This window comes from Curtobacterium sp. MCLR17_031, assembly GCF_003234775.2.
In the GTDB taxonomy this organism is placed as follows: domain Bacteria; phylum Actinomycetota; class Actinomycetes; order Actinomycetales; family Microbacteriaceae; genus Curtobacterium; species Curtobacterium flaccumfaciens.
This window is the reverse complement of sequence record NZ_CP126270.1, coordinates 3604628-3627346: the sequence shown is the minus strand read 5'-3', so window position 1 is coordinate 3627346 and position 22719 is coordinate 3604628. Positions and strand designations below refer to the sequence as shown.

The 22719-nt window shown below is 71.5% G+C and carries 22 protein-coding genes; 16 read left to right on the top strand and 6 right to left on the bottom strand.

Going from position 1 to position 22719, the window contains the following annotated elements; all coding sequences use genetic code 11:
• Window positions 1-21: 21 nt before the first annotated feature.
• Together DEI96_RS17190 and DEI96_RS17185 are read right to left on the bottom strand one after the other, a co-directional pair.
• Complete coding sequence (locus DEI96_RS17190; RefSeq protein ID WP_111023350.1) at window positions 22-642, bottom strand: CG0192-related protein; 621 nt, start codon at window positions 640-642, stop codon at window positions 22-24.
• A 49-nt stretch (window positions 643-691) separates the two neighbouring features.
• The gene (locus tag DEI96_RS17185) at window positions 692-1447 is read right to left on the bottom strand and encodes an SDR family NAD(P)-dependent oxidoreductase (RefSeq protein WP_111023349.1); all 756 of its coding nucleotides are present in this window, start codon (window positions 1445-1447) and stop codon (window positions 692-694) included.
• A 34-nt stretch (window positions 1448-1481) separates the two neighbouring features.
• Between DEI96_RS17185 and DEI96_RS17180 the strand changes: the two genes are divergently transcribed.
• Entirely contained in the window at window positions 1482-2294 is an 813-nt protein-coding gene (locus DEI96_RS17180) for a putative RNA methyltransferase (RefSeq protein WP_111023348.1), read from the top strand.
• Window positions 2295-2313: 19 nt separating this feature from the next.
• Here DEI96_RS17180 and DEI96_RS17175 read toward each other — a convergent pair whose 3' ends face one another.
• On the bottom strand, window positions 2314-2733 hold the full coding sequence (locus DEI96_RS17175; protein WP_111023347.1) for a VOC family protein: 420 nt from the start codon (window positions 2731-2733) through the stop codon (window positions 2314-2316).
• A 62-nt stretch (window positions 2734-2795) separates the two neighbouring features.
• Between DEI96_RS17175 and DEI96_RS17170 the strand changes: the two genes are divergently transcribed.
• From DEI96_RS17170 to kdpC, 5 genes are all read left to right on the top strand, one after another.
• Window positions 2796-3740, top strand: a complete 945-nt coding sequence (locus tag DEI96_RS17170) for a helix-turn-helix transcriptional regulator (RefSeq protein WP_111023478.1) — start codon at window positions 2796-2798, stop codon at window positions 3738-3740.
• 251 nt (window positions 3741-3991) lie between these two features.
• Window positions 3992-4081 carry a potassium-transporting ATPase subunit F gene (locus tag DEI96_RS17165; protein WP_017887940.1) on the top strand — a complete coding sequence of 30 codons (90 nt, stop codon included), beginning with the start codon at window positions 3992-3994 and terminating at the stop codon, window positions 4079-4081.
• Window positions 4081-5763: a potassium-transporting ATPase subunit KdpA gene (gene kdpA / locus DEI96_RS17160; protein WP_111023346.1), complete on the top strand. Its 1683-nt coding sequence runs from the start codon at window positions 4081-4083 to the stop codon at window positions 5761-5763. Before DEI96_RS17165 ends, kdpA begins: the two co-directional genes overlap by 1 nt.
• Window positions 5760-7859 (top strand): potassium-transporting ATPase subunit KdpB, encoded by a 2100-nt coding sequence (kdpB, locus tag DEI96_RS17155; RefSeq protein WP_111023345.1) that lies wholly within the window; start codon window positions 5760-5762, stop codon window positions 7857-7859. Before kdpA ends, kdpB begins: the two co-directional genes overlap by 4 nt.
• Before the next feature lie 2 nt (window positions 7860-7861).
• Window positions 7862-8461: a K(+)-transporting ATPase subunit C gene (gene kdpC / locus DEI96_RS17150; RefSeq protein ID WP_111023344.1), complete on the top strand. Its 600-nt coding sequence runs from the start codon at window positions 7862-7864 to the stop codon at window positions 8459-8461.
• A gap of 8 nt (window positions 8462-8469) precedes the next feature.
• On the opposite strand, the gene DEI96_RS17145 is transcribed toward kdpC, so the two are convergent.
• Entirely contained in the window at window positions 8470-9234 is a 765-nt protein-coding gene (locus DEI96_RS17145; RefSeq protein WP_111023343.1) for an Abi family protein, read from the bottom strand.
• A gap of 236 nt (window positions 9235-9470) precedes the next feature.
• Here DEI96_RS17145 and DEI96_RS17140 point away from each other — a divergent pair, with 236 nt between their 5' ends.
• From DEI96_RS17140 to DEI96_RS17130, 3 genes are all read left to right on the top strand, one after another.
• A complete protein-coding gene (locus tag DEI96_RS17140) occupies window positions 9471-11963 on the top strand; it encodes an ATP-binding protein (protein ID WP_111023342.1) in 2493 nt (830 codons plus the stop codon).
• Window positions 11960-12643 (top strand): response regulator, encoded by a 684-nt coding sequence (locus DEI96_RS17135; protein WP_027466795.1) that lies wholly within the window; start codon window positions 11960-11962, stop codon window positions 12641-12643. The genes DEI96_RS17140 and DEI96_RS17135 overlap by 4 nt, the downstream gene beginning before the upstream one ends.
• A gap of 96 nt (window positions 12644-12739) precedes the next feature.
• Entirely contained in the window at window positions 12740-13258 is a 519-nt protein-coding gene (locus DEI96_RS17130; protein ID WP_111023341.1) for a helix-turn-helix domain-containing protein, read from the top strand.
• On the opposite strand, the gene DEI96_RS17125 is transcribed toward DEI96_RS17130, so the two are convergent.
• Window positions 13242-14087 (bottom strand): helix-turn-helix transcriptional regulator, encoded by an 846-nt coding sequence (locus DEI96_RS17125; protein ID WP_071406217.1) that lies wholly within the window; start codon window positions 14085-14087, stop codon window positions 13242-13244. The two genes, DEI96_RS17130 and DEI96_RS17125, sit on opposite strands and share 17 nt — an antisense overlap.
• A 110-nt stretch (window positions 14088-14197) precedes the next feature.
• Between DEI96_RS17125 and hxlB the strand changes: the two genes are divergently transcribed.
• From hxlB to DEI96_RS17105, 4 genes are all read left to right on the top strand, one after another.
• Window positions 14198-14761, top strand: coding sequence for a 6-phospho-3-hexuloisomerase (gene hxlB / locus DEI96_RS17120; RefSeq protein ID WP_071406216.1), 564 nt, complete (start codon window positions 14198-14200; stop codon window positions 14759-14761).
• Window positions 14762-14772: 11 nt separating this feature from the next.
• On the top strand, window positions 14773-15396 hold the full coding sequence (gene hxlA / locus DEI96_RS17115; RefSeq protein ID WP_071406215.1) for a 3-hexulose-6-phosphate synthase: 624 nt from the start codon (window positions 14773-14775) through the stop codon (window positions 15394-15396).
• Between the two features lie 135 nt (window positions 15397-15531).
• Window positions 15532-16038 carry a GNAT family N-acetyltransferase gene (locus tag DEI96_RS17110; protein ID WP_111023340.1) on the top strand — a complete coding sequence of 169 codons (507 nt, stop codon included), beginning with the start codon at window positions 15532-15534 and terminating at the stop codon, window positions 16036-16038.
• The gene (locus DEI96_RS17105; RefSeq protein WP_111023339.1) at window positions 16035-16757 is read left to right on the top strand and encodes an alpha/beta hydrolase; all 723 of its coding nucleotides are present in this window, start codon (window positions 16035-16037) and stop codon (window positions 16755-16757) included. Before DEI96_RS17110 ends, DEI96_RS17105 begins: the two co-directional genes overlap by 4 nt.
• A 71-nt stretch (window positions 16758-16828) precedes the next feature.
• On the opposite strand, the gene DEI96_RS17100 is transcribed toward DEI96_RS17105, so the two are convergent.
• On the bottom strand, window positions 16829-18184 hold the full coding sequence (locus DEI96_RS17100) for an APC family permease (protein ID WP_111023338.1): 1356 nt from the start codon (window positions 18182-18184) through the stop codon (window positions 16829-16831).
• Window positions 18185-18385: 201 nt separating this feature from the next.
• Between DEI96_RS17100 and DEI96_RS17095 the strand changes: the two genes are divergently transcribed.
• From DEI96_RS17095 to budC, 3 genes are all read left to right on the top strand, one after another.
• Entirely contained in the window at window positions 18386-19153 is a 768-nt protein-coding gene (locus DEI96_RS17095) for an HAD family hydrolase (RefSeq protein ID WP_071406212.1), read from the top strand.
• Window positions 19154-19223: 70 nt separating this feature from the next.
• Window positions 19224-21734, top strand: coding sequence for a glycoside hydrolase family 65 protein (locus DEI96_RS17090; protein WP_111023337.1), 2511 nt, complete (start codon window positions 19224-19226; stop codon window positions 21732-21734).
• Between the two features lie 197 nt (window positions 21735-21931).
• Window positions 21932-22699 (top strand): meso-2,3-butanediol dehydrogenase, encoded by a 768-nt coding sequence (gene budC / locus DEI96_RS17085; RefSeq protein ID WP_111023336.1) that lies wholly within the window; start codon window positions 21932-21934, stop codon window positions 22697-22699.
• Window positions 22700-22719 lie beyond the last annotated feature (20 nt).

Here is a 22719-nt window from a genome sequence, read left to right as displayed (position 1 = left end):
CAGGCAGGCCCTGCCAGTACCTCAGGCGCGTTCGGGCAACAGGACGGCGAGCACCTCGGAGCCGTCCGTCCACGTCCCGGTCAGCGTCTCGCCCTCGGGCAGGGCCGTACCGACGACCCGAGCGACGACGATCGTGCCGTGGTCGGTCGCGATCGACGTCAGGGCGTCCGCAGTGGTCGCTCGCGCCGAGGTGACACTGGGGGAGTCGGGTGCGGAGCCGCTCCCGCTGGCCCAGGCGTCCTTCGGCCGCTGTCCGGCACCGTTGGCCATCTCGAGCTCCGCTTCGTGCCCGCCGGTGACGATCGCCCGGCGCAGCACGTCGGCGTGCACGGGATCGCCCACCGCGTCGTACACCCACCGTCGTCCGAGCACGGAGTGGTCCATCTCGGTCACCAGGAACGCGTCGGCGCCGGGCAGTGGTGCATCCCGGTAGGTCAGTGGCGCCTGCAGGACCCGGTCGTCGTCGGTGCGGACGAGGAGCACCTCGATGCCGACCTCGCCAGCGGGGTCGTCGAACCGGAACTGCCCGACGACCTCGAGCGGCGCTCCCGCGACGACGCCGCTCCACGCCTGGTCGGGGAGCCAGGCGGCGAGCGCCTCGGCCTTGGAGGGGCGGAGCGTTGCCTGCTCGATGACTGCCATCTCCCGACCGTACTGCCGCGCAGCACCCTGCCGTCGGCGCACCTCGAGGTCAGTGGACGGAGAACCCGCCGTCCACCGCGATGGACTGCCCGGTGACGTAGGCCGACCCGGGTCCGGCGAGGAACACCGCCGCCGCGGCGAAGTCCGACGCCAGCCCGTTCCGGCCGACCAGCGTCCGCGCGGCGAGGGCCGCCACCGTCGCCGGGTCGGACCCGAGTCGTTCGTTGAGCGGGGTGCGCACGAAACCGGGGACGAGGACGTTGGAGGTGACCCCCTGCGCGGACCAGGCCTCTGCCTGGGACCGGGCCAGCGCCTCCAGACCGGCCTTGGAGACCCCGTACGCGCCGCTGGCGGCGAAGGGGCGGTGGGCCTGCTGCGAACTGATCGACACGATCCGCCCGTACCCACGGGCCGCCATGCCGGGTGCGAGCCGCTGCCCGAGTACGAACGGCGCGTCGAGGTTGACGGCCATCGTGGCATCCCAGGTGGCCTCGTCGAGTTCCGGCATCGGCGGCCGCAGGTTGATCCCGGCGGAGTTCACCAGCACGTCGACGTCGCCGACGGAGTCCGCGAGTGCGTGTGCGCCAGCGCGGGAGGACAGGTCTGCGACGATGCCGTCGGCCGAGCGGCCCGCCTGGCGGATGCCGGCGACGGTGGCGTCGATGGTCTCGGACGTCCGGGCGGCGACGAGGACGTGGGCACCCGCGTCGGCGAGTGCGGTGGCGATCGCTCGGCCGATGCCGGAGCTGCCTCCCGTCACGAGTGCGATGCGGCCGTCGAGGCCGAAGAGCTGCTGCAGCGACATCCGGTCAGGCTACCGAGGCCCGTACGCTGGGCCGGTGCGTGACGACCTGCTGCCGATGCTCGCCTGCCCCGTGTGCGCCGAGCCCCTCGGCCGCGTCGACGGCGGCCAGGTCGGCTGTCCGAACGGTCACCGGTTCGACGAGGCGAAGCAGGGCCACCTGACGCTCCTGCCCGCGAAGCGGCGCGCACTCACCGCGGACACCCCGGAGATGGTGGACGCGCGGCTGCGGTTCCTGGGGCGCGGCCACTACGCGCCCGTCGAGCGGGCGCTCGCCGCGATCGTCGCGGACGCCACCGCGCCCGGCATCGTGCTCGACGTCGGTTCCGGCCCGGGGACCTACCTGGCGCATGCGCTGCGCGCGGCGGACGGGAGGCTCGGGGTCGCGTTGGACTTGTCGGCCGTCGCGATCCGGCGTGCGGCACGCGCCCACGAGCGGGCGGGGGCCGTCGTCGGGGACGTGACCGAGCGCCTCCCGGTCGTCGACGGCGCTGCCGCCGTCCTGCTCGACGTCTTCGCACCCCGCAACCAGACCGAGTACGCCCGCGTGCTGCACGCCGACGGCGTGCTCGCGGTGGTGACCCCACGGGCCGGCCACCTGGCGGAACTCGCCGAGGCGACGATCAGCGTGGACCCGGAGAAGGAGCGCCGGCTGCACGACTCCCTGACGCCGTCGTTCGTCTTGCGGTCCTCCGAGGACCTGACGTGGCCCATGGAGCTGTCGGCGGAGGACGTCCACGACGTCGTGCACATGGGGCCGAGCCACCACCACGTCTCGGCGGACACGGTGTTCGAGCCGGCGACGGTGACGGCCGCGGTCACCGTGTCGACGTGGACGCCGACGCGCTGACCGCGACCCTCAGGACGGATCAGTCGCCAGCGGGGGCGACGTCGAGCTGCCAGACCACGCCGAACCGGTCGCGCAGCTGCCCGGCCAATGGTGCCCAGGCCGAGGGTTCCAGAGGCTGCCGGACCTCGGCGCCGTCGGACAGTACGGCCCAGTACCGCTCGATCTCGGCCGTGTCGTCGCCGTGCACGAACACGTAGAAGGCGTTCGATCCCTGGTCGTAGGGCTGCCCGGGCCAGACGTCGAAGGCCATGACGCGGAAGCCGGCGGCCGTGGCGACCTGACCGAAGACGATCCGGTCCGCCCAGGCCGGGTCGTCCAGGGCGCCCATCTGGCCGTAGGTGGCGGCGGTGACCTCGCCGCCGAAGACCGATGCGTAGAAGTCGAGCGCCGCACGGGCGTCGCCGTCGAAGTTGAGGTGGGTTGTCGTTTCGATGCTCATGGGACGAGGATGACGGGCAATGCGGTCAGATCGTGTCCGCTTCTCGGACGAAGATGGACGCCATGGCCGGACCCTCCGCACGGATGCTCGCGCTGCTCTCCCTGCTCCAGGTGCACCGCGACTGGCCGGGGGACGAGCTCGCCGGGCGGCTCGACGTCAGTCCGCGCACCGTCCGCCGCGACGTTGATCGGCTCCGCGGGCTCGGGTACCGGGTCGAGGCGCTCCGTGGCCCGGCCGGCGGCTACCGGCTCGAGGCCGGCTCCGACCTGCCCCCGCTGCTCTTCGACGACGACCAGGCTGTGGCGATCGCCCTGGCGCTCGCCGTGGCACCGGCATCGGGGGCGGACGTCGCGGAGTCGGCGGCCCGCGCCCTGGCGACCGTCCGGCAGGTGATGCCCGCGCGGCTGCGGTCCCGGGTCGACGCGGTGCAGGCCGTGACCGCGACGAGCCGGACCACCACCGACCCGGAGGTCCTGGTGGCGGTGAGCGAGGCCGTCCACCTGCAGGAGGTCTTCCGCTTCGGGTACGGCGACGACGAGACCCCGCACCGGGTGGAACCGCACGCCGTCGTCGCCCGGAACGGCCGCTGGTACCTGCTCGACTGGGACGCCGATCGCGACGACTGGCGCACGCACCGCATCGACCGGATCACGCCCCGGATGCGCACCCGCGTCCCCTTCACGCTACGTCCGATCCCCGGTGGCGATGCGGCCGCGTTCGTGTCCGCGCGGTTCAAGGGGTCCGCGGTCGACGACGTGTGGCCGTGCACCGGGTCGGTGTCGATGACCGCGGGCGATGCGCGGCGGATCGCGCCGTACCTGCCCGAGGACGCCGTGGTCGAGCAGCTCGAGGACGACCGGGCCCGCGTCACCCTCGGATCGTGGTCGTGGGGCGGGCTCGCCGGAGTCGTCGCCGGGCTGGCCGTGCCGATCCGGGTCGAGGGGCCGGACGCGCTGCGTGGCGCAGTCCGCGACCTGTCGACCCGACTCGCGACGGCGGCCGACTGAGCCGCCTCGGTCACGCGCGTTAGGAGCGTGCATGCGTCCGCCAGGGCGGCGTCAGGGATCCGTTAGGAGCGGCCTGGAGGCCCGTCGCAGGATCCAGCATCGGTTCGGCACCACAAGTGGTGCCGGTCCGCGTCACCCGGCGCGGACACCGCAGATCTTCTGGAGTCCCTCGTGTTCGACGTGTTCGTCGTCGCCGGTGTCCTCGCCGTGTTCGGCGTGGTGGCACTGATCGCCAAGGGGGTGGAACGGCTGTGATCGGCATCACCATCGCGGCCGCTGTCCTCGGCATCGCCGCAGTCGTGTACCTCGTCTGGGCGCTCGTGCGTCCGGAGCGTTTCTAGTGGGCGCCGCGGACGTCTGGGCGGGCATCGCCCAGGTCGCCACGCTCGTCCTGCTGCTCGTCGTCGCGTACCGCCCGCTCGGTGACTGGATGGCGAAGGTCTTCACGCCCGTCCGCCACAACCGGGTCGAGCGCGGGGTCTACCGACTGATCGGGGTCGACCCGGACGCCGAGCAGTCGTGGCCCGTGTACCTGCGCGGCGTGTTGCTCTTCAGCGTCGCCGGGCTCCTGCTCGTCTACCTGCTGCAGCGCATCCAGGTCGTCCTGCCCGGCGATCTCGGGCTGCCCGCCGTCGGACCCTCGCTCGCGTTCAACACCGCGGCGTCGTTCGTCGCGAACACGAACTGGCAGTCCTACTCGCCCGAGGCCACCCTCGGCTACACGGTGCAGATGGCCGGCCTGGCGGTGCAGAACTTCCTGTCCGCAGCCGTCGGCCTCTCGGTCGCCGTGGCCCTGGTGCGCGGGTTCGCCCGTCGCAGGTCGGGCACGCTCGGCAACGTGTGGGTGGACATCGTCCGCGGCCTCGGCCGCCTGCTGCTGCCCGGGGCGTTCGTCTTCGCGATCGTCCTCGTCGCCGGCGGGGTCGTCCAGTCGTGGGGGAGCGGCACCGACGTCACCACGCTCATCGGTGGCACGCAGCACATCCCGGACGGGTTCGTCGCGTCGCAGGAGGCGATCAAGGAACTCGGCACGAACGGCGGCGGCTACTTCAACGCCAACTCGGCGCACCCGTTCGAGAACCCGCAGGCGTGGACGAACCTCGTCGAGATCTTCCTGATGCTCGTCATCCCGTTCTCGCTCCCGCGCACGTTCGGGCGGCTGGTCGGCGACGACCGCCAGGGGTACGCGATCCTCGCCGTGATGGGCGCGATCTTCCTCGTGTCGCTGTCGGTCATGTCGATCGCCGAGCTCGGCGGCGGCGGTGTCGCCACACACGCTGCCGGGGCCGCGATGGAGGGCAAGGAGAGCCGCTTCGGCATCCTCGGTTCGACGCTCTTCTCGACCGCGACCACCTCGACGTCCACCGGTGCCGTCAACGCGATGCACGACAGCTACACCCCGATCGGCGGGATGATGGCGCTCGTCAACATGATGCTCGGCGAGGTCACCCCCGGCGGCGTCGGATCCGGCCTGTACGGCATGCTCGTGCTCGCCGTCATCACGGTGTTCATCGGCGGCCTGCTCGTCGGTCGCACCCCGGAGTACCTCGGCAAGAAGATCCGCGCCAAGGAGATGACCTTCGCGGCGCTGTACATCCTCGTCACGCCGACGCTCGTGCTCCTGGCCACCGGGCTCTCGCTCGTGATCCCCGGGGTCCGCGAACAGGTGCTCGGGACGTCGATCTTCAACCCCGGCAACCACGGGCTGACCGAGCTGCTCTACGCCTTCACCTCGGGTGCGAACAACAACGGCTCGGCCTTCGGCGGGCTCACCGCGAACACCACGTGGATGAACTCCTCGCTCGGCGTCGTGATGCTGCTCGGCCGCTTCGTGCCGATGGTGTTCGTCCTGGCGCTCGCCGGGTCCCTCGCCGCGCAGGACCGGGTGCCGGAGACCGCCGGCACGCTGCCCACCCACCGCCCGCTGTTCATCGGGCTGCTCGGCGGCGTCGCCGTCATCGTCACCGCACTCACCTACTTCCCGGTGCTCGCACTGGGTCCGCTCGCAGAAGGACTGTCATGACCACCCCCGTGACCACGGAGTCGGAACCGCGCACCGCCGTGGAACCGGCCACCCGCTCGTCCGCATTCGGACCCCGCCAACTGGTGGCGGGCCTCCCGGGCGCCCTGCGGAAACTCGATCCGCGACTCATGTGGCGGAACCCCGTCATGTTCATCGTCGAGGTCGGCGCAGCGCTGACGACGGCGGCTGCCGTCGTCGAGCCGTCCGCGTTCACCATCGCGATCGCCGTGTGGCTCTGGCTCACCGTCGTCTTCGCCAACCTGGCGGAGTCGGTGGCGGAGGGCCGTGGCAAGGCGCAGGCCGACACCCTGCGGAAGACCCGATCGACCACGAGCGCCCGCCGGGTGCTCGGGTACGCGACGACCGACGCGGCAGCAACCGGCAACGAGACCGAGGAGGTCGCGTCCGTCGACCTGGCCAAGGGCGACGTGGTCGTGGTCGTCGCCGGCGAGGTCATCCCCGGCGACGGTGACGTCATCGACGGCATCGCGTCGGTCGACGAGTCGGCCGTCACGGGTGAGTCCGCACCGGTCATCCGCGAGTCCGGTGGTGACCGCAGTGCCGTCACCGGCGGCACCCGGGTGCTGTCGGACCGGATCGTGGTGCGCATCACCTCGACGCCGGGCGAGACCTTCATCGACCGGATGATCCGCCTGGTCGAGGGTGCGGCACGGCAGAAGACGCCGAACGAGATCGCGCTGAACATCCTGCTCGCCTCGTTGTCGATCGTCTTCGTGATCGTCTGCCTGACGATGCAGCCCATCGCGGGGCTCGTCGGTGCGACGGTCAGCGTGCCGGTGCTCATCGCCCTGCTCGTCTGCCTCATCCCGACCACCATCGGAGCCCTGCTCTCCGCGATCGGCATCGCCGGCATGGACCGGCTCGTGCAGCACAACGTGCTGGCGATGTCGGGCCGAGCGGTCGAGGCCGCCGGTGACATCACGACGCTGCTGCTCGACAAGACCGGCACGATCACCTACGGCAACCGCCGCGCATCCCGGGTGGTGCCGGTGCCGGGCGTGAGCGAGGCTTCGCTGATGGAAGCGGCAGCCCTGTCGAGTGCTGCGGACTCGACCCCTGAGGGGCGCTCGATCGTGTCGCTCGCTGCTGACGCAGGGGTGGCGCCGGCACTGCCGGACGGCGCCGTCGAGGTGCCGTTCACGGCGCAGACGCGCATGTCCGGTCTCGACCTGCCCGACGGGTCGCAGATCCGGAAGGGCGCCGCTGCGGCAGTGCTCGCCTGGGCGGACACCACCGAAGCCGGCGTCGTGTCGGCCATCGATGCGACCGTCGCGGAGATCTCCGACCAGGGCGGCACGCCGCTCGTCGTCGGCCGTCGCTCGTCAACGGGCGCGGTCGCGCTGCTCGGCGTCGTGCACCTGAAGGACGTCGTGAAGGACGGCATGGCGTCGCGGTTCGCCGAGCTCCGGTCGATGGGCATCCGCACGGTGATGATCACCGGGGACAACCCACGCACCGCGGCCGCCATCGCCCACGAGGCCGGCGTCGACGACTTCCTCGCCGAGGCCACCCCGGAGGACAAGCTCGCGTACATCAAGCGCGAGCAGGAGGGCGGCAACCTCGTCGCCATGACCGGTGACGGCACCAACGACGCCCCGGCCCTGGCCCAGGCGGACGTCGGCGTCGCGATGAACACCGGCACGACGGCGGCGAAGGAGGCGGGCAACATGGTCGACCTCGACTCCGACCCGACCAAGCTCATCGACGTCGTCCGCATCGGCAAGCAGCTGCTCATCACCCGCGGGGCCCTGACCACCTTCTCCATCGCCAACGACGTCGCGAAGTACTTCGCGATCATCCCGGCGATGTTCCAGGCGGCGTTCCCCGGGCTCGCGGCGCTCAACGTCATGGGGCTGCACAGCCCGTCGTCCGCGATCCTGTCGGCGGTCGTCTTCAACGCGCTCGTCATCGTGGCGCTCATCCCGCTGTCCCTGCGTGGCGTCAAGTACCGCGCGGCCGCAGCGTCGTCGATCCTCGGCCGCAACCTGCTCGTCTACGGGCTGGGCGGCGTGGTCGTCCCCTTCATCGGCATCAAACTGATCGACCTCGTGGTCGGTCTCATCCCGGGGTTCTAGTCATGGCATCTGCACGTTCCACCTTCCGTTCCGCCGGTGTGGCCATCCGCCTCACCCTCGTCGCCACCGTCGTCCTTGGCGTCGGCTACCCGCTCGCCGTCTGGGGCGTCGGCCAGGCGGCGTTCCACGACCAGGCCAACGGCTCGATGGTCACGGACTCGTCCGGCAAGGTCGTCGGTTCCTCGTTGATCGGGCAGTCGTTCACGGGCAAGCAGGCCGACCGCTGGTTCCAGTCCCGGCCGTCCGCCGCCGGGGACGGCTACGACGCGGGGGCGTCCTCCGGCTCGAACCTCGGGCCGAACAACGCCGACCTGCTCAAGGCCGTTGATGAGCGTCGTGCGGCGCTGGCGAAGGCCGACGGGGTCCCCGCCGCGCAGGTGCCCGCCGACGCCGTGACCGCGTCCGGTTCGGGGCTCGACCCGGACATCAGCCCGGCGTACGCGTCGCAGCAGGTCGCGCGGGTGGCCTCGGCGCGAGGCCTGTCGGTTGCTGACGTGCGGGCGCTCGTGGCCGAGCACACCGAGTCGCGGCAGCTCGGGTTCCTCGGCGAGCCCGTCGTGAACGTGTTGTCGCTGAACCTGGCCCTGGCGAAGGCGTCCTGACCGTGCGGTCACCTCGCCGCCCAGCTCGGCCGTCCGCCGATGCCGTCGGTCAGATCGTCGTGCTCGTCGATCAACCGTCGAACGGCATCGGCGTGACGGTCGCACGGGCCGACGGTCTCGGCGAGGTGTGCGAGCAGTTCGAGGGAGTGCACCGGCGTGCGCTTCGGCAGTCCCTCGAGTCGAGCGACCAGGTCCGCGGGGGAGCGGAAGGTCGGCGGCGGGATCCGGAAGCTGCGGCCCCAGAGTCGCGTGTGGTGGGCGCAGCAGTTCCGGACGTGCGTGATGTGGTGCAGGCACGGACGGAGCGTCCCCGCCGGCAGGCGGAAGACGAGGGCCACCGCATCGTGCAATCGGGGTTCCAGGGCGCCCGTCAGCCGCGAGAGTTCACCAAAGCTGAGCTCCTCGGCCAGCATCCCGAAGGGAACCTGATCGAGCGCTCGCTCTCGCCAGACCTTCTGCGTCACCGGGTCGCTTGCTCGGTTGAGTACTCCTGCTGCGCGCCGCAGCAACGAGTCGTGGTCGAACGTGTCTCGGAACGCCTTCGGGTCAAGGTGCCAGAGCTTGCCGAAACGGTGCCGTGCCGCGCGGTCGACCCGCCCGCGCAAGGCGATCTCGATCCGTTCGGTCAGTGCAAGCGCGATCGATCGGAGCTCGCTGTCGAAATCGTGCGTCCGCAGGACAGATGCGTCGGATGTGTCGAGCGCACGCACGTGCAGTGCGTGGCGAAACTGTTCGGCACGGTACTGCGACATGGGGATGCGGGCATGCGCCATGGTGCGACTCCGAGATCGAGCGAAGAACGAGGGATCTCGGGCAAGCCGGCAGCAACTACAGCGTGGGAAACGAACGTGAGCGAAAGAAAAGAGTGCCCCGCGCCGACAAGCGACACGGGGCGGTGCAGTCCCACCCGATTTGAGGAAGCCGAGGCTCGAGCCTTGGTGGGAACGGTTGCGACGAGAATATCAGTCGATCGGCTGGTCTGCAACGACGCACGCGAGAGGATGAGCACGTGAAGCGCGGGAAGCTGCGGGTCCTGCTCGGTGCGGCGCCCGGTGTCGGCAAGACCTACACGATGCTCGAAGAGGGGCGTCGGTTGCTCGACGAGGGTCGCGACGTGGTCGTCGCCGTCGTCGAGACGCACGAGCGCGCCGCCACCGCGGCACTGGTGGACGGGCTCGAGGTCGTGCCCCGGCGCACCGTCTCGCACCGGGGTGTCGACCTGGACGACCTCGACCTCGACGCCGTCATCGCCCGGGCACCCGAGGTCGCGCTGGTCGACGAACTCGCGCACACGAACGCCCCGGGGAGCCCGAACGAGAAGCGCTGGCAGGACGTGGAGGCACTGCGGGACGCCGGCATCGACGTCATCTCGACCGTCAACGTGCAGCACATGCAGTCCCTCGGCGACGTGGTCCGCGAGATCACCGGCACCGTGCAGCGCGAGACCGTCCCCGACGCCGTGGTGCGCGCGGCCGACCAGATCGAGGTCGTCGACCTGGCCCCGGCAGCGCTGCGCGAACGGCTCTCCGACGGGCTCGTCTACCCAGCGGCCCGGATCGACGCCGCGCTGTCGAACTACTTCCGCCTCGGCAACCTCACCGCACTGCGCGAGATCGCCCTGCTCTGGCTCGCCGACGAGGTCGACGACGCGCTCAAGGCCTACCGCGCCGAGCACGGCATCGAGCACCGGTGGGAGACCCGGGAGCGCGTGCTCGTCGCCCTGACCGGCGGCCCCGAGGGCGAGACCCTGCTGCGCCGCGGCGCCCGGATCGCCGCCCGCAGTGCCGGCGGCGAGCTCGCCGCCGTGCACGTGACGACGAACGACGGCCTGCGGGTGCGGCACCCCGGCGCGCTCGGCAAGCAGCGGACCCTGCTCGAGCAGCTCGGTGGCACGTACCACCAGGTGGTCGGCGACGACGTGCCGAGCACGCTGGTGCGGTTCGCGCGGTCGATCGACGCCACCCAGATCGTGATCGGGGTCAGCCGTCGCAGCCGGCTCGCTGCCGCGATGACCGGTCCGGGGATCGGCAACACCGTGATCCGCGAGTCCGGCGACATCGACGTGCACGTCGTCACGCACGAGCGCGCCGGCGGCGGGATCACCCTGCCGAAGCTCGGCGGCAGCCTGTCGCGTGGCCGGGTGGTCGCCGCCTTCGTGCTGTCGGTCCTGGTCGGGCCGCTGCTCACGTGGGTGCTGTCGATCGGCAGCGATCCGGACGCCATCACGGTGGACGTGCTGGCGTACCAGCTGCTCGTCCTCGTCGTGGCGCTCGTGGGCGGGATGTGGCCGGCGGTGTTCACGGCCGTGCTGTCCGGACTGAGCCTCGACTACTTCTTCGTGCAACCCCTCTACATGGTCACCGTCCAGCAGCCGTGGCACCTGTTCGCCCTGGTCATGTACGTGATCAGTGCGGTGCTGGTCAGCTTCGTGGTCGACCGGTCCGCGCGGCGGTCGCGCGCTGCCCGTCGGGCCTCGGCCGAGTCCGGGCTCCTGATGGGCATCGCCGGCAGCGTGCTCCGCGGCGACGACGCCCTGCAGGCACTGCTCGACCGCACCCGTGAGGCCTTCGGCTTCGCCGGCGTCCGGATCCGCCAGGGTGACGAGGTGCCGGCGACCTCCGGCGAGTTCGGTGCGACGCCGGACGCGTCGACGACGCTGGCGTCCGGTGCCGTGCTCGAGTTCGCCGGTGCGCCGGACGACCCGACCCAGCGCCGACTGCTGCGGGTCGTCGAGCAGCAGCTCGACGCCGCCGTCGAGCACCGCGAGCTCACCCGCACCGCCGTCGGCGCCGAGCGCATCGCCGCCGCCGACCGGGTCCGGAGCGCGCTGCTCGCGGCCGTCGGCCACGACGTGCGCCGACCGATCGCAGCGGCCTCCGCCGCCGTGCAGACGCTGCGTGCGCCCGACATCGACCTGTCACGGGCCGACCGGGAGGCGCTGCTCGCGACCGCCGACGAGAGCCTGGGTCAGCTGGCGGTGCTGTTGGCAGACCTGTTGGACGTCAGTCGTGTCCAGGCCGGTGTCCTCGCGGTCACCCCGGCGGCGATCGCGCTCGAGACGGTGGTCGCCCCCGCCCTCGACGAGCTGGAGCTCGGCCCGGACGACGTCGACCTCGACCTGCCCGCCGACCTGCCACCGGTGCTCGCCGACCCGGTCCTGCTGCAGCGCGTCGTCGTGAACCTGCTCGCCAACGCCGCCCGGTACGCACCGGACGGCACCCACGTCCGGGTCGCCGCCAGTGCCTTCGCCGGCGGGGTCGAACTCCGCGTCGCCGACCACGGCCCCGGGATCCCCGAGGACCGCCGCGACGAGGTGTTCCAGCCGTTCCAGCGGCTCGGTGACACCGACAACGAGACCGGCCTCGGCCTCGGCCTGGCGCTCGCGCGCGGGTTCACCGAGGGCATGGGCGGCGCGATCGAGGTCGACGACACCCCGGGCGGTGGGCTCACCGTCGTGGTGCGGCTGCCGATCGCCGGGCACGTGGGAGTGGAGATCCGATGAAGGTCCTGATCGCTGACGACGACGCGCAGCTCGTCCGCGCCCTCTCGGTGACGCTCTCGGCGCGCGGGTACGACGTCGTCACGGCTCGGGACGGGCGCGAGGCGATCGACGCCGTCATCACCGAGCGCCCCGACCTGGTGCTGCTCGACCTCGGCATGCCCCGGCTCGACGGGATCGGGGTGCTCGAGGGCGTCCGGGCTTGGTCGCAGGTGCCGGTCCTCGTGCTCTCCGGCCGGACCGACTCGTCCGACAAGGTCGACGCGCTCGACGCCGGTGCCGACGACTACGTGACGAAGCCGTTCCAGATGGACGAGCTCCTCGCCCGGCTGCGGGCACTCGGACGGCGCCGGGTGGTGGCGTCCGAGGAGACCCCGACGATCGCGATCGGACCGCTGCTCGTGGACCTCGTCGCGAAGCAGGTCACCCCGGCCGAGGGTCCCGCGATCCGCCTGACGCCCACCGAGTGGCGCCTGCTCGAGGTCCTGGTCACGAACCCCGACCGCCTGATGACCCGCGAGATGCTGTTGACCGAGGTCTGGGGGCCGACGCACGGCAACGACTCCGGGTACCTGCGCCTCTACATGGCCCAGCTGCGGCGGAAGCTCGAGCCCGACCCCGCGCACCCGCGGTACCTGGTGACGGAGTCCGGAATGGGCTACCGCTTCGCCCCCGGAGCGTAGGCGAGCGCCGCTGTCGGGGGACTGGCGGGAAGCTGTCGTGTCGGTGGCGGGTCCCTGTCGTGGTGCGCCGTTCCGCGGTTCCCTACTGTTCAGGACATGAACGAGATGCGGATCGGTGAACTCCGACGACTGCGGGGCTGGACCCAGGAACGACTGGCCGAGACGAGCGGCATCGCCGTGCGGACGGTGCAACGGATGGAGAGCGGCAACGACGCGAGCCTCGAGTCGCTGTCCGCGGTGGCCACGGCCCTCGAGGTCCCCGTGCGCGACCTGTTCGCCACCGAGGAGCCGGCGTCGCTCGACCCCGGGGTGCGCGGTCTCGACGAGCGCGCCGAGCGGGAGCAGGCGCAGCGCGACGCGGCTTCGCGCGGCTGGCAGTACCTGTACTCCGGCGTCGGCATCGTCGTGACGCTCGGCACCCTGGCACTGATCGGTTCGCGCATCTGGCCGGGTGCCGCGGTCTTCGTCATCCCGATCTACTGGGCGGGTGGGCGGCTGCTCTCGCAGTTCCTGATGGCGACCGTCGTCGAGCCCGCGCTCGACCGTCGGTACCCGTTGTCGCGGTCTCGTCGGGACGCCTCGTCGCGGTCCCGACGGTTCACGCCCGGGAGCTGAACGCCGCGAGCTCTGCCCGGGTCCGGGCACCGTGCTTCCGGAGCAGGTTCGCCACGTGGTACTTCACCGTGTTGACGCTGATGCCGAGTCCCTCGGCGATCTCCCGGTTGCCGACACCGGTCGCCACGAGCCGCAGGACGTCGCGCTCCCGCGGGGTCAGGTCGCCGTCGTCGACCGCGTCCACCTCGGTCGGCCGCGGGTCGAGCGGCAGTGAGATGTCGAGCACGGACCCCCAGCCGGGCGTGCTCGCGACCTGCACCCGCCCGTCGAGCGTGACGACCCGCTCCGCGATCGGCCGCATGGCGTCGTCGTGCACGTCGAGCGTGCCGGAGCCGTCGTCGCGGAGCTGCATGAGCAGGTTCCGGCCGTCGCAGTCCCACTGGATGCGCACCCGCTTCGCCGCACCGTCGTCGACCAGGGCGAGCACCGCGGTCCGGACGATCGCCCGGGCCGCGTGGGCGACGTCACCCGGGAGCGCACGCCCGGTGGCCGGCGGCTCGACGAACTGCACGTCGAGGTCCCCGAAGCGCACGAGCGGCCGCAGGTCGGCGCGCAACCGCGAGAACGCGCCGGTGACGGGTTCGAGCAGGGTGCTCCGCTGCTGATCGGTCACGGTGCGCAGGTCGACGAGGGCGGCCGAGGCGATCTCGACGGCCTCGGCCCGTGCGGCAGCGTCGGTGACCCGCGACGACCGGAGCACGGCGAGGACGGACTCCAGGGTGAGCGCGTGCCGGTCCGCCTGCTCGGCGACGGTCCGGGCGTGCTCGGCGGCCGCGAGCCGGATGGCGGAGCCGCCCCGGGCCTCCAGGGTGTCGACCGATGCGTCCATGGACGCGACCGTACCCGTCCCACCCGAGCGAACGGGCCCACCCGATGGGATGGGACCCCTGCCGGGGCGGGTAGCGGCGGACCGGGACGCGCGACGGAAGGATCGACGGCATGGCAGCAACCACCGTCTCCGCAGCGCTCGACCTGGTCGTCCGCGAGGTCGGCGACCTGGCAGCCCGCCTCGACGACGCCCCGGCCCAGCGCGCACTCGACCTGATCGAGGGCGCCGACCGGGTGTTCGTCCACGGCGCGGGTCGCTCCGGCCTCGCCCTCCGCATGACCGCGATGCGCCTCATGCACCTCGGGCTCGACGCCCACGTCGTCGGCGAGGTCACCACCCCGGCCATCCGACCGGGTGACCTGCTCCTCGTCGCGAGCGGCTCCGGTACGACCACCGGCATCGTGCAGGCCGCGCGCACCGCGCACGAGGTCGGCGCATCCGTCGTGGCGCTCTCGACCACCGACGACTCCCCGCTCTCCGAGCTGGCGGACGTCACGATCGTGCTGCCCGCCGCGACGAAGACCGACCGCTCCGGCACCGCCTCGGCCCAGTACGCCGGTGGCCTCTTCGAACAGGCGGTCGCCCTGGTGGGCGACGCCGTGTTCCACGCCCTGTGGACCCGAGGCGGGCAGTCCGCCGACGACCTCTGGCCCCGTCACGCCAACCTCGAATGAAAGGCACACCCATGCAGCTCCAGTTCGCCATGGACACCCTGACCACCGAAGCCGCCCTCGAGCTCGCCGCTGCGGCCGCGCCGCACGTCGACGTCCTCGAGCTCGGCACGCCCCTGATCAAGAGCGCCGGCCTGTCCGCCGTCACCGCGATCAAGGAAGCACACCCCGACAAGATCGTGTTCGCCGACCTCAAGACCATGGACGCCGGTGAGCTCGAGGCCGACATCGCCTTCTCGGCCGGTGCCGACCTGGTCACCGTCCTCGGTGTCGCCGGCGACTCGACGATCGTCGGCGCCGTCAAGGCCGCCAAGAAGCACGGCAAGGGCATCGTCGTCGACCTGATCGGCGTCTCCGACAAGGCCGCCCGTGCCCGTGAGGTCGTCGCGCTCGGCGCCGAGTTCGTCGAGGTCCACGCCGGGCTCGACGAGCAGGCGGAAGAGGGCTTCACGTTCTCGACCCTGCTCGACGCCGGCAAGGACTCGGGCGTCCCGTTCTCGATCGCGGGCGGCGTGAACGCGTCCTCGGTCGCCTCGGTGCAGGAGGCCGGTGCCCGCATCGCCGTCGCCGGCAGCGCGATCTACAGCGCCTCGGACGTCGGCGCAGCAGCCGCCGAGATCCGCGCCGCCATCAAGTAGCGCGTCTCGGTCGCCCGTCCGGGCGACGGTCAACGAGTGAGCAGAAGACGTCGAGTGCGACCACCGCACCCGACGTCTTCTGCTCACTGGCTCCCGCCCCTGCGGTCACACCCCGCCCCGCGGTAGCGTCGGGCCGTGGGGATCGAACTGCGCCGCGCGACCGCCGACGACTGGGAAGCCTGGCGACCAGTGCGCCTCCGCGCGCTCGCCGATGCCCCGCACGCCTTCGGCTCGACGCTGCAGGACTGGGCGAACGCACCCGAACACCGGTGGCGCACCCGCCTGTCGATCCCGGGAGCGCTCGACCTGCTCGCAGTCGACACCGCTGCCGAGGTTCCCGGCACGGTCGTCGGGATGGCCAGCGGGATCCCACCCACCGGCCCCGACGGCCCCGCCGAGCTCATCTCGATGTGGGTCGACCCGGCAGCGCGCGGCCGCGGTGTCGCCCGCGCCCTCATCGACGCGATCGCCGTGTGGGCGGCGACCTCCGGAGCCACCGAACTCGAACTCTCGGTGCTGCCCGACAACGCCGTCGCCCGCCGCGCCTACGAGCGAGTCGGCTTCAGCGCCCGCGACGAACCCGGCGATCCGTTGCCCGACGGTCGGACCGAGGTCCGGATGCGCCGTACGGTGGCCACATGAACCGAGCGCTGCGCTGGACCACCTGGATCGTCGCCGTCGTCGTGCTGATCGCGGTGGTGTTCCTCGTCTGGGCGCACATCGTCATGCAGGGCACCCGCAGCGCCGCCCTGCAGGTCTGGCGCGACGACCGGATCGCGGTCCGGGACGCCGGTGACTCGGTGGTGATGACCCCGACCGGCCAGGCCGACGGGGTCGGGATCGTCTTCATCCCCGGCGCGAAGGTCGATCCGTACGCCTACATGGCCACGTTCCGGCAGGTGGTCGCCAACGGCACGACGGTGGTCATCACGAAGCCGACGCTGAACCTCGCGTTCTTCGACACCCGGCCGCTCGCCACGTTCGAGGCCCACGCGCCCTCGGTCACCCGCTGGGGGGTCGGCGGGCACTCCCTCGGCGGGGTCCGCGCGTGCCAGCTCGCCCAGGACGCCGACGGCCTGCTGCTGCTCGGCAGCTACTGCGCGAACGACATCAGCCGCTCGTACATCGACGTGCTGAGCGTCTCCGGTTCGCGTGACGGCCTGTCGACCCCGGCCAAGGTCGACGCCGCGCGGGACAAACTGCCGTCGACCGCCACCATGACCGAGATCCAGGGCTCGAACCACGCCGACTTCGGTGCCTACGGCGACCAGCCGGGCGACCGCACGGCGACCATCAGCCGTGCTGATGCCCGCCAGCAGATCTCGGACGCGATCGAGGCCTGGGTGCGCGACCTGCGCTGATCACGCGGGCGGACCGGCGGACGCACCACGGGCCTCCAGACGGTCTGCCTGGAGGCCCGTGGTGCGTGACGTCAGTGGATCACGCCCGCCTCGTGGTCGCGTCCGGAACGGCGCCCGGTGAACCGGGCGACGAAGTACAGGACCACGCCGACGGCGAGCAGGATCGCGGCGTAGAGCCAGACCTGACCGCTCTGCTGCGTCAGCAGCAGGATGCACGACAGCACCCCGAGCACCGGGACGAACGTCCAGACCCGGAAGTGGTCGTGCTCGACGTGGTCGCGGCGCAGCACCAGGACGGCGACGTTCGTGCTGATGAACACGAAGAGCAGCAGGAGCACGACGGTCTCGGCCAGCACGCCGACGTCACCCACCAGGGTCAGGAGCATCGCGACGACCGTGGTGGCGACGATGGCGGTCCACGGGGTCTTCCGGTTCGGCAGGACCTTCGCGAGCAGGGCGGGCAGGAGCCGCTGCTCGGCCATGCCGTAGGTCACGCGGCTCGACATGATCATCGTGAGCAGCGCGCCGTTCGCGACGGCGACCAGGGCGATGAGGCTGAAGACCCAGTCGGGGATCGGGACGCCGGTGGCGGAGACGACCGCGAGCAGCGGGCCGCTGGACTCGGACAGCTCCGAAGCGGGCAGGGCGATCGCGCTGGCGAGGGCGACGAGGACGTAGACGACGCCGGCCGTGGCGAGGGCGCCGAACAGGGCCTTCGGGTAGACGCGGCGGGGGTCGCGGACCTCCTCCGCGATGTTGGCGGACGTCTCGAAGCCGACGAACGAGTAGTAGGCGACGATCGCGGCGCTCAGGGTCGCCAGGGCCGGGTTCGCCTCGGACGGGAACGCGCCGATCCGGGAGACGTCACCGCCGCCACCGCCGAGCATCACGGCCACGACGACGATCACGATGACGAGGCCGGAGACCTCGATGATCGTCATCACGACGTTGCTCTTGAGCGAGTCGGAGATGCCGCGGGCGTTCAGGCAGGCGATCAGGGCGAGGAAGACGATCGCGGTGGGCACGGGCGGCAGGTCGACGAACGTGCCGAGGTAGTCGCCGGCGAAGGCGAGCGACAGACCGGCGGCGCTCGTGACGCCGGCGGCGAGCATGCTGAACCCGACCAGGAACGAGACGATCGGCGCCTTGTAGGCGCGTTCGGCGAAGACCGCGGCACCGCCGGCCTTCGGGTACTTCGTCACGAGTTCGGCGTAGGAGCCCGCGGTGAGCAGGGCCAGCAGGAGCGCGAGCACCAGCGGTGCCCAGAGCGCCCCGCCGACGTCCTTCGCCAGCGTCCCCATCAGGGCGTAGATGCCGGCGCCGAGCACGTCGCCGAGGATGAAGAGGAACAGCAGCGGGCCGGTGATCGCCTGGCGGAGCTTCGACTGCGTGCCGTCGTGGGGTGCGGCCGTGGTGTCGCTGGTCATGGTGGTGCCTTTCGTCCGGGTCAGCGTGCCGGGGCGTGTCTCAGAGACCTCACAGGTGCACCGTAGCGGGGGTCCTCCATGCGCAGCGGAGCGGCCGGTGAACTCTCTCCACAGGGCGCGGCGCTTCGGAACGTCCGGACTGGAGCGGTCCTAGACTCGTCGGGAGCCACACGTCCACCACCAGTCCCCGGAGGACCGCAGATGACGACGCAGGACCAGCGCACGCCCGCGCGACTCAGTGACCAGCGCGCGCTCCTGTTCGACCTCGACGGCGTGCTCACCCCCACCGCCGACGTGCACATGCGCGCGTGGAGCCGACTCTTCACGCCGTACCTCGAAGCACACGGGGTCGCGCCGTACACCGAGCAGGACTACTTCACCTCCATCGACGGCAAGCCCCGCTACGACGGCGTGCGCTCGCTGCTCGAGTCGCGCGGCATCGACCTGCCGCAGGGCACCCCGGACGACGCACCCGACACCGACACGGTGTGCGGGCTCGGCAACCGGAAGAACGCGGAGTTCACCGCCGAGCTCGACGAGCACGGCGTCGAGCCCTACCCGGGCTCGCTCCGGTTCCTGACCGCCGCGATCGCCGCAGGCATGTCCGTCGCGGTCGTCTCCAGCTCGGCGAACGCCACGTCGGTGCTCCGGACGGCGGGCATCCTCGACCGGTTCCCCGTCGTCGTCGACGGGCTCGTCGCGCGCCAGGACGGCCTGACCGGCAAGCCCGCTCCCGACACCTACCTCGACGCGGCGACCCGGTTCGGGCTCACCGCCGCCGAGTGCGTCGTGGTCGAGGACGCCACCAGCGGGGTCGAAGCCGGCCGCAACGGGTCGTTCGGTCTCGTCGTCGGTGTCGACCGCGGTGCCGGGGCGGACGCCCTGCGCGAGCACGGTGCCGACGTCGTCGTGTCCGACCTCGACGAACTCATCGACCAGCTGCCCGCACCGGCCACCAGCACGACGTAGGCCACCCGGCCGGCGCTCCCTGGCTGCCGGCCACCGACGCACCCATCTCCCTCCCTTCCCACGGAGCAGCATGAACCCCATCACCTCGGACCCCCTCGACCGCGTCCGCTACCCGATCGACGAGTGGGCCCTCGTCGAGACCGAGTACACCCCCGACGAGCAGGGCGTCGCCGAGACGAACTTCGCCGTCGGCAACGGGTACCTCGGCCTGCGCGGCAACCTCGACGAAGGCCGTGGCGGCGTGCAGTACGGCACGTACGTCAACGGGTTCCACGAGACCTGGCCGATCCGGCACGCGGAAGACGCCTTCGGCTTCGCGAAGACCGGGCAGACGATCATCAACGCGCCGGACGCCAAGGTCATCCGCCTCTACGTCGACGACGAGCCGCTCGTGCTGGCCGAGGCCGACATCCTCCGGCACACCCGCCGGCTGGAGTTCCGCGGCGGGTACCTGTTCCGCGAGACCGAGTGGTCGACGCCGTCCGGCAAGCGGGTGCTCATCCGGGCACGTCGACTCGTGTCGTTCACCGACCGGCACCTCGCCGTCATCGACTACGAGGTCACCGTGCTCGACGCGGACGCCTCGATCCTGCTGTCCAGCCAGATCCTCAACCGCCAGGACGTCCAGGACGAGTACCACGCCGGCATGCGCGCCGCGGCGAACGCGTTCGACCCCCGCAAGGCCGAGTCGTTCACCGAGCGGGTGCTCGTGCCGAAGCTCAAGCGCAGCACCGGCGGCCGTTCGGTCCTCGGGTACCAGGCGTCCAGCTCCGGCATGACGATCTGCGTCGGCGTCGAGCACCACATCGAGACCGAGAACAGCTGGGACGAGTCGTCGTCGATCGAGGACGACCTGGCGAAGCACGTCTACCGGGTGCAGGCCCGCGCCGGTCAGCCCATCCGGCTCGTGAAGCACGTGGTCTACCACACCTCCCGCGGGGTGCCCGTGCGCGAGCTCGCCGACCGGTGCGACCGCACGCTCGACCGCGCGCACGCCGAGAACGTCGACGAGACCTTCGCGAAGCAGCGCGAGTGGCTCGACGACTACTGGGCCCGCAGCGACGTCGAGATCGCCGGTCAGCCCGCGATCCAGCAGGCCGTCCGCTGGAACCTCTTCCAGCTCGCGCAGGCCACCGCCCGCACCGACGGCCACGGCATCGCCGCGAAGGGCGTCACCGGCTCCGGCTACGGCGGCCACTACTTCTGGGACATGGAGATCTACGTCCTGCCGTTCCTGTCGTACACGGCGCCGATCGTCGCGCGGAACGCCCTGCGCTTCCGCTACAACATGCTCGACGCGGCACGGGCGCGGGCCCGGGAGCTGAACCAGCGCGGCGCCCTGTTCCCGTGGCGGACGATCAACGGCGAGGAGTCCAGCGCGTACTACGCCGCCGGCACCGCGCAGTACCACATCGATGCCGACATCTCGCATGCGCTCATGCAGTACGTGCGGGCCTCGGGCGACCGCGAGTTCCTGAAGCGCGGCGCCATCGACGTGCTCGTGGAGACCGCGCGGCTCTGGGCCGACCTCGGGTTCTGGCGGTCCAACGGCGACAAGAAGTTCCACATCGACGGCGTCACCGGGCCGGACGAGTACACGACCGTCGTCGACGACAACCTCTACACGAACGTCATGGCGCGGGCGAACCTGTGGTTCGCCGTCAACGCGTGCCGCGAGCTCGCCGCCGACGACGCCGAAGAGTACGACCGCATGGTGCGCCGGACCGGTCTGCAGCCGGACGAGCTCGTCGAGTGGGAGCACGCCGCCGAGTCGATGGAGATCCCGTTCGACCCGCACCGCGGCATCCACCCGCAGGACGCCCAGTTCCTCGACAAGGAACTCTGGGACCTCGAGAACACCCCCGAGTCCAAGCGCCCGCTGCTGCTCCACTACCACCCGCTGGTCATCTACCGGTTCCAGGTGCTGAAGCAGGCCGACGTCGTGCTCGCGCTGTTCCTGCAGGGACACGAGTTCACGGCGGCCGAGAAGCGTCGCGACTTCGACTACTACGACGCACTCACCACCGGCGACTCGACGCTCTCCGCGGTCGTGCAGTCGATCATGGCGGCCGAGGTCGGGTACCACGACCTCGCCGACCAGTACTTCCAGACCGCGCTCTACGTCGACCTGGCGGACCTGCACGGCAACACCTCGGACGGCGTGCACATCGCGTCGACCGGTGGCATCTGGGGTGCGCTCGTCAACGGCTTCGGCGGTATGCGCGACCACGGCGGGCGGATGAGCTTCAACCCGCGGTTGCCGAAGCACTGGGACCGTCTGTCCTACCGTCTGACGGTGCGCGGATCGCGGGTCCGGGTCGACCTCGAGCAGGAAGCCATGACGCTCACGGTCGAGACCGGTTCGGGCTTCACGGTGTGGGTGCACAACCAGCAGTGGGACATCGAGGCGGGGGAGCCCACCGTGGTGCCCCTGCCGCACCACGGGCCGCGCATGTCCGGGCACGCTCCGACCACGAGCGACATCCAGGGCACGCTGCGGGCGGACGGCTCGGTCATCACCGCGTCGATCCCGACGATCTCCCTGGAGCGCGACTTCGACCTCGACGACTCGACCGGCTGACACCGGTACCTGCCCTGCCCTGCGCTGCAGTCGCACGTCGCCCCGGTTCCGTCTCGCGGGGCCGGGGCGACCTGTGTTCCCGGGACGTTGCCGGCGCCTCCGAACGCGTCCAGTCGGTCCGGGGCACCGTGGTCTGCCGTGCCCCTCGGGTCGATGGCGTCTCCCCGGGCACGGTTCGTGCAACGAGAGGAGACATCATGGGCAACCGGTTCGAGGGCAAGGTCGCGATCGTCACGGGCGCGGGGTCCGGCATCGGTGAGGCGACGGTGCGGGCGTTCATCGACGAGGGCGCGTCGGTCGTGCTGACCGACAGCGTCGAGGAGAAGGTCCGCGCGGTGGGCGACGCCCTGCCGACGCACCGGGTCGTCGCCCTGCACGCCGACGTGGCGAGCCCGGAGGACTGGGAGACCGTCGTCTCGGCGGCGATCGATCGCTTCGACCGGCTCGACGTCCTGGTGAACAACGCCGGGACCTTCAGCTCGGGCGACATCACCGACATCAGCACGGCCGAGTGGCGCCGGGTCATCGAGACCGACCTGTCCGGTGTGTTCTACGGCACCCGGGCGGCCCTGCCGTTCCTGCGCGAGACGAAGGGGTCGATCGTCAACACCTCGTCGGTCTCCGGTGAGGACGCCGACTGGCGGATGAGTCCCTACAACGCGGCGAAGGGTGGCGTGACGAACTTCACCAAGGCCGCCGCGCTCGACAACGGACAGTTCGGCGTGCGCGTCAACGCCGTCGCTCCGGGACTCATCTGGACCGACCTGACCCAGGAGCAGGCGGAGGACGAGGCCCTGCAGTCGAAGTTCACCGAGCGCATCGCCCTCGGCCGCGGGGGCCGCTCTGCCGAGGTCGCCGAGGCGATCCTGTTCCTGGCCAGCGACGCGGCCTCGTTCATCACCGGTGCGGTCCTGCCGGTGGACGGCGGGACCATGGCGAGCAACGGGCAGCCGCCGCAGGCCTGAGCCACCCCGGCGTCGGCGGC

What these genes read in the sequence shown, in the direction of transcription:
- DEI96_RS17190 (WP_111023350.1), bottom strand. Translation starts at nt 642, where the DNA reads ATGGCAGTCATCGAGCAGGCAACGCTCCGCCCCTCCAAGGCCGAGGCG.
- DEI96_RS17185 (WP_111023349.1), bottom strand. Translation starts at nt 1,447, where the DNA reads ATGTCGCTGCAGCAGCTCTTCGGCCTCGACGGCCGCATCGCACTCGTG.
- DEI96_RS17175 (WP_111023347.1), bottom strand. Translation starts at nt 2,733, where the DNA reads ATGAGCATCGAAACGACAACCCACCTCAACTTCGACGGCGACGCCCGT.
- DEI96_RS17170 (WP_111023478.1), top strand. Translation starts at nt 2,796, where the DNA reads ATGGCCGGACCCTCCGCACGGATGCTCGCGCTGCTCTCCCTGCTCCAG.
- kdpB (WP_111023345.1), top strand. Translation starts at nt 5,760, where the DNA reads ATGACCACCCCCGTGACCACGGAGTCGGAACCGCGCACCGCCGTGGAA.
- kdpC (WP_111023344.1), top strand. Translation starts at nt 7,862, where the DNA reads ATGGCATCTGCACGTTCCACCTTCCGTTCCGCCGGTGTGGCCATCCGC.
- DEI96_RS17145 (WP_111023343.1), bottom strand. Translation starts at nt 9,234, where the DNA reads ATGGCGCATGCCCGCATCCCCATGTCGCAGTACCGTGCCGAACAGTTT.
- DEI96_RS17135 (WP_027466795.1), top strand. Translation starts at nt 11,960, where the DNA reads ATGAAGGTCCTGATCGCTGACGACGACGCGCAGCTCGTCCGCGCCCTC.
- DEI96_RS17130 (WP_111023341.1), top strand. Translation starts at nt 12,740, where the DNA reads ATGAACGAGATGCGGATCGGTGAACTCCGACGACTGCGGGGCTGGACC.
- DEI96_RS17125 (WP_071406217.1), bottom strand. Translation starts at nt 14,087, where the DNA reads ATGGACGCATCGGTCGACACCCTGGAGGCCCGGGGCGGCTCCGCCATC.
- hxlB (WP_071406216.1), top strand. Translation starts at nt 14,198, where the DNA reads ATGGCAGCAACCACCGTCTCCGCAGCGCTCGACCTGGTCGTCCGCGAG.
- hxlA (WP_071406215.1), top strand. Translation starts at nt 14,773, where the DNA reads ATGCAGCTCCAGTTCGCCATGGACACCCTGACCACCGAAGCCGCCCTC.
- DEI96_RS17105 (WP_111023339.1), top strand. Translation starts at nt 16,035, where the DNA reads ATGAACCGAGCGCTGCGCTGGACCACCTGGATCGTCGCCGTCGTCGTG.
- DEI96_RS17100 (WP_111023338.1), bottom strand. Translation starts at nt 18,184, where the DNA reads ATGACCAGCGACACCACGGCCGCACCCCACGACGGCACGCAGTCGAAG.
- DEI96_RS17095 (WP_071406212.1), top strand. Translation starts at nt 18,386, where the DNA reads ATGACGACGCAGGACCAGCGCACGCCCGCGCGACTCAGTGACCAGCGC.
- DEI96_RS17090 (WP_111023337.1), top strand. Translation starts at nt 19,224, where the DNA reads ATGAACCCCATCACCTCGGACCCCCTCGACCGCGTCCGCTACCCGATC.
- budC (WP_111023336.1), top strand. Translation starts at nt 21,932, where the DNA reads ATGGGCAACCGGTTCGAGGGCAAGGTCGCGATCGTCACGGGCGCGGGG.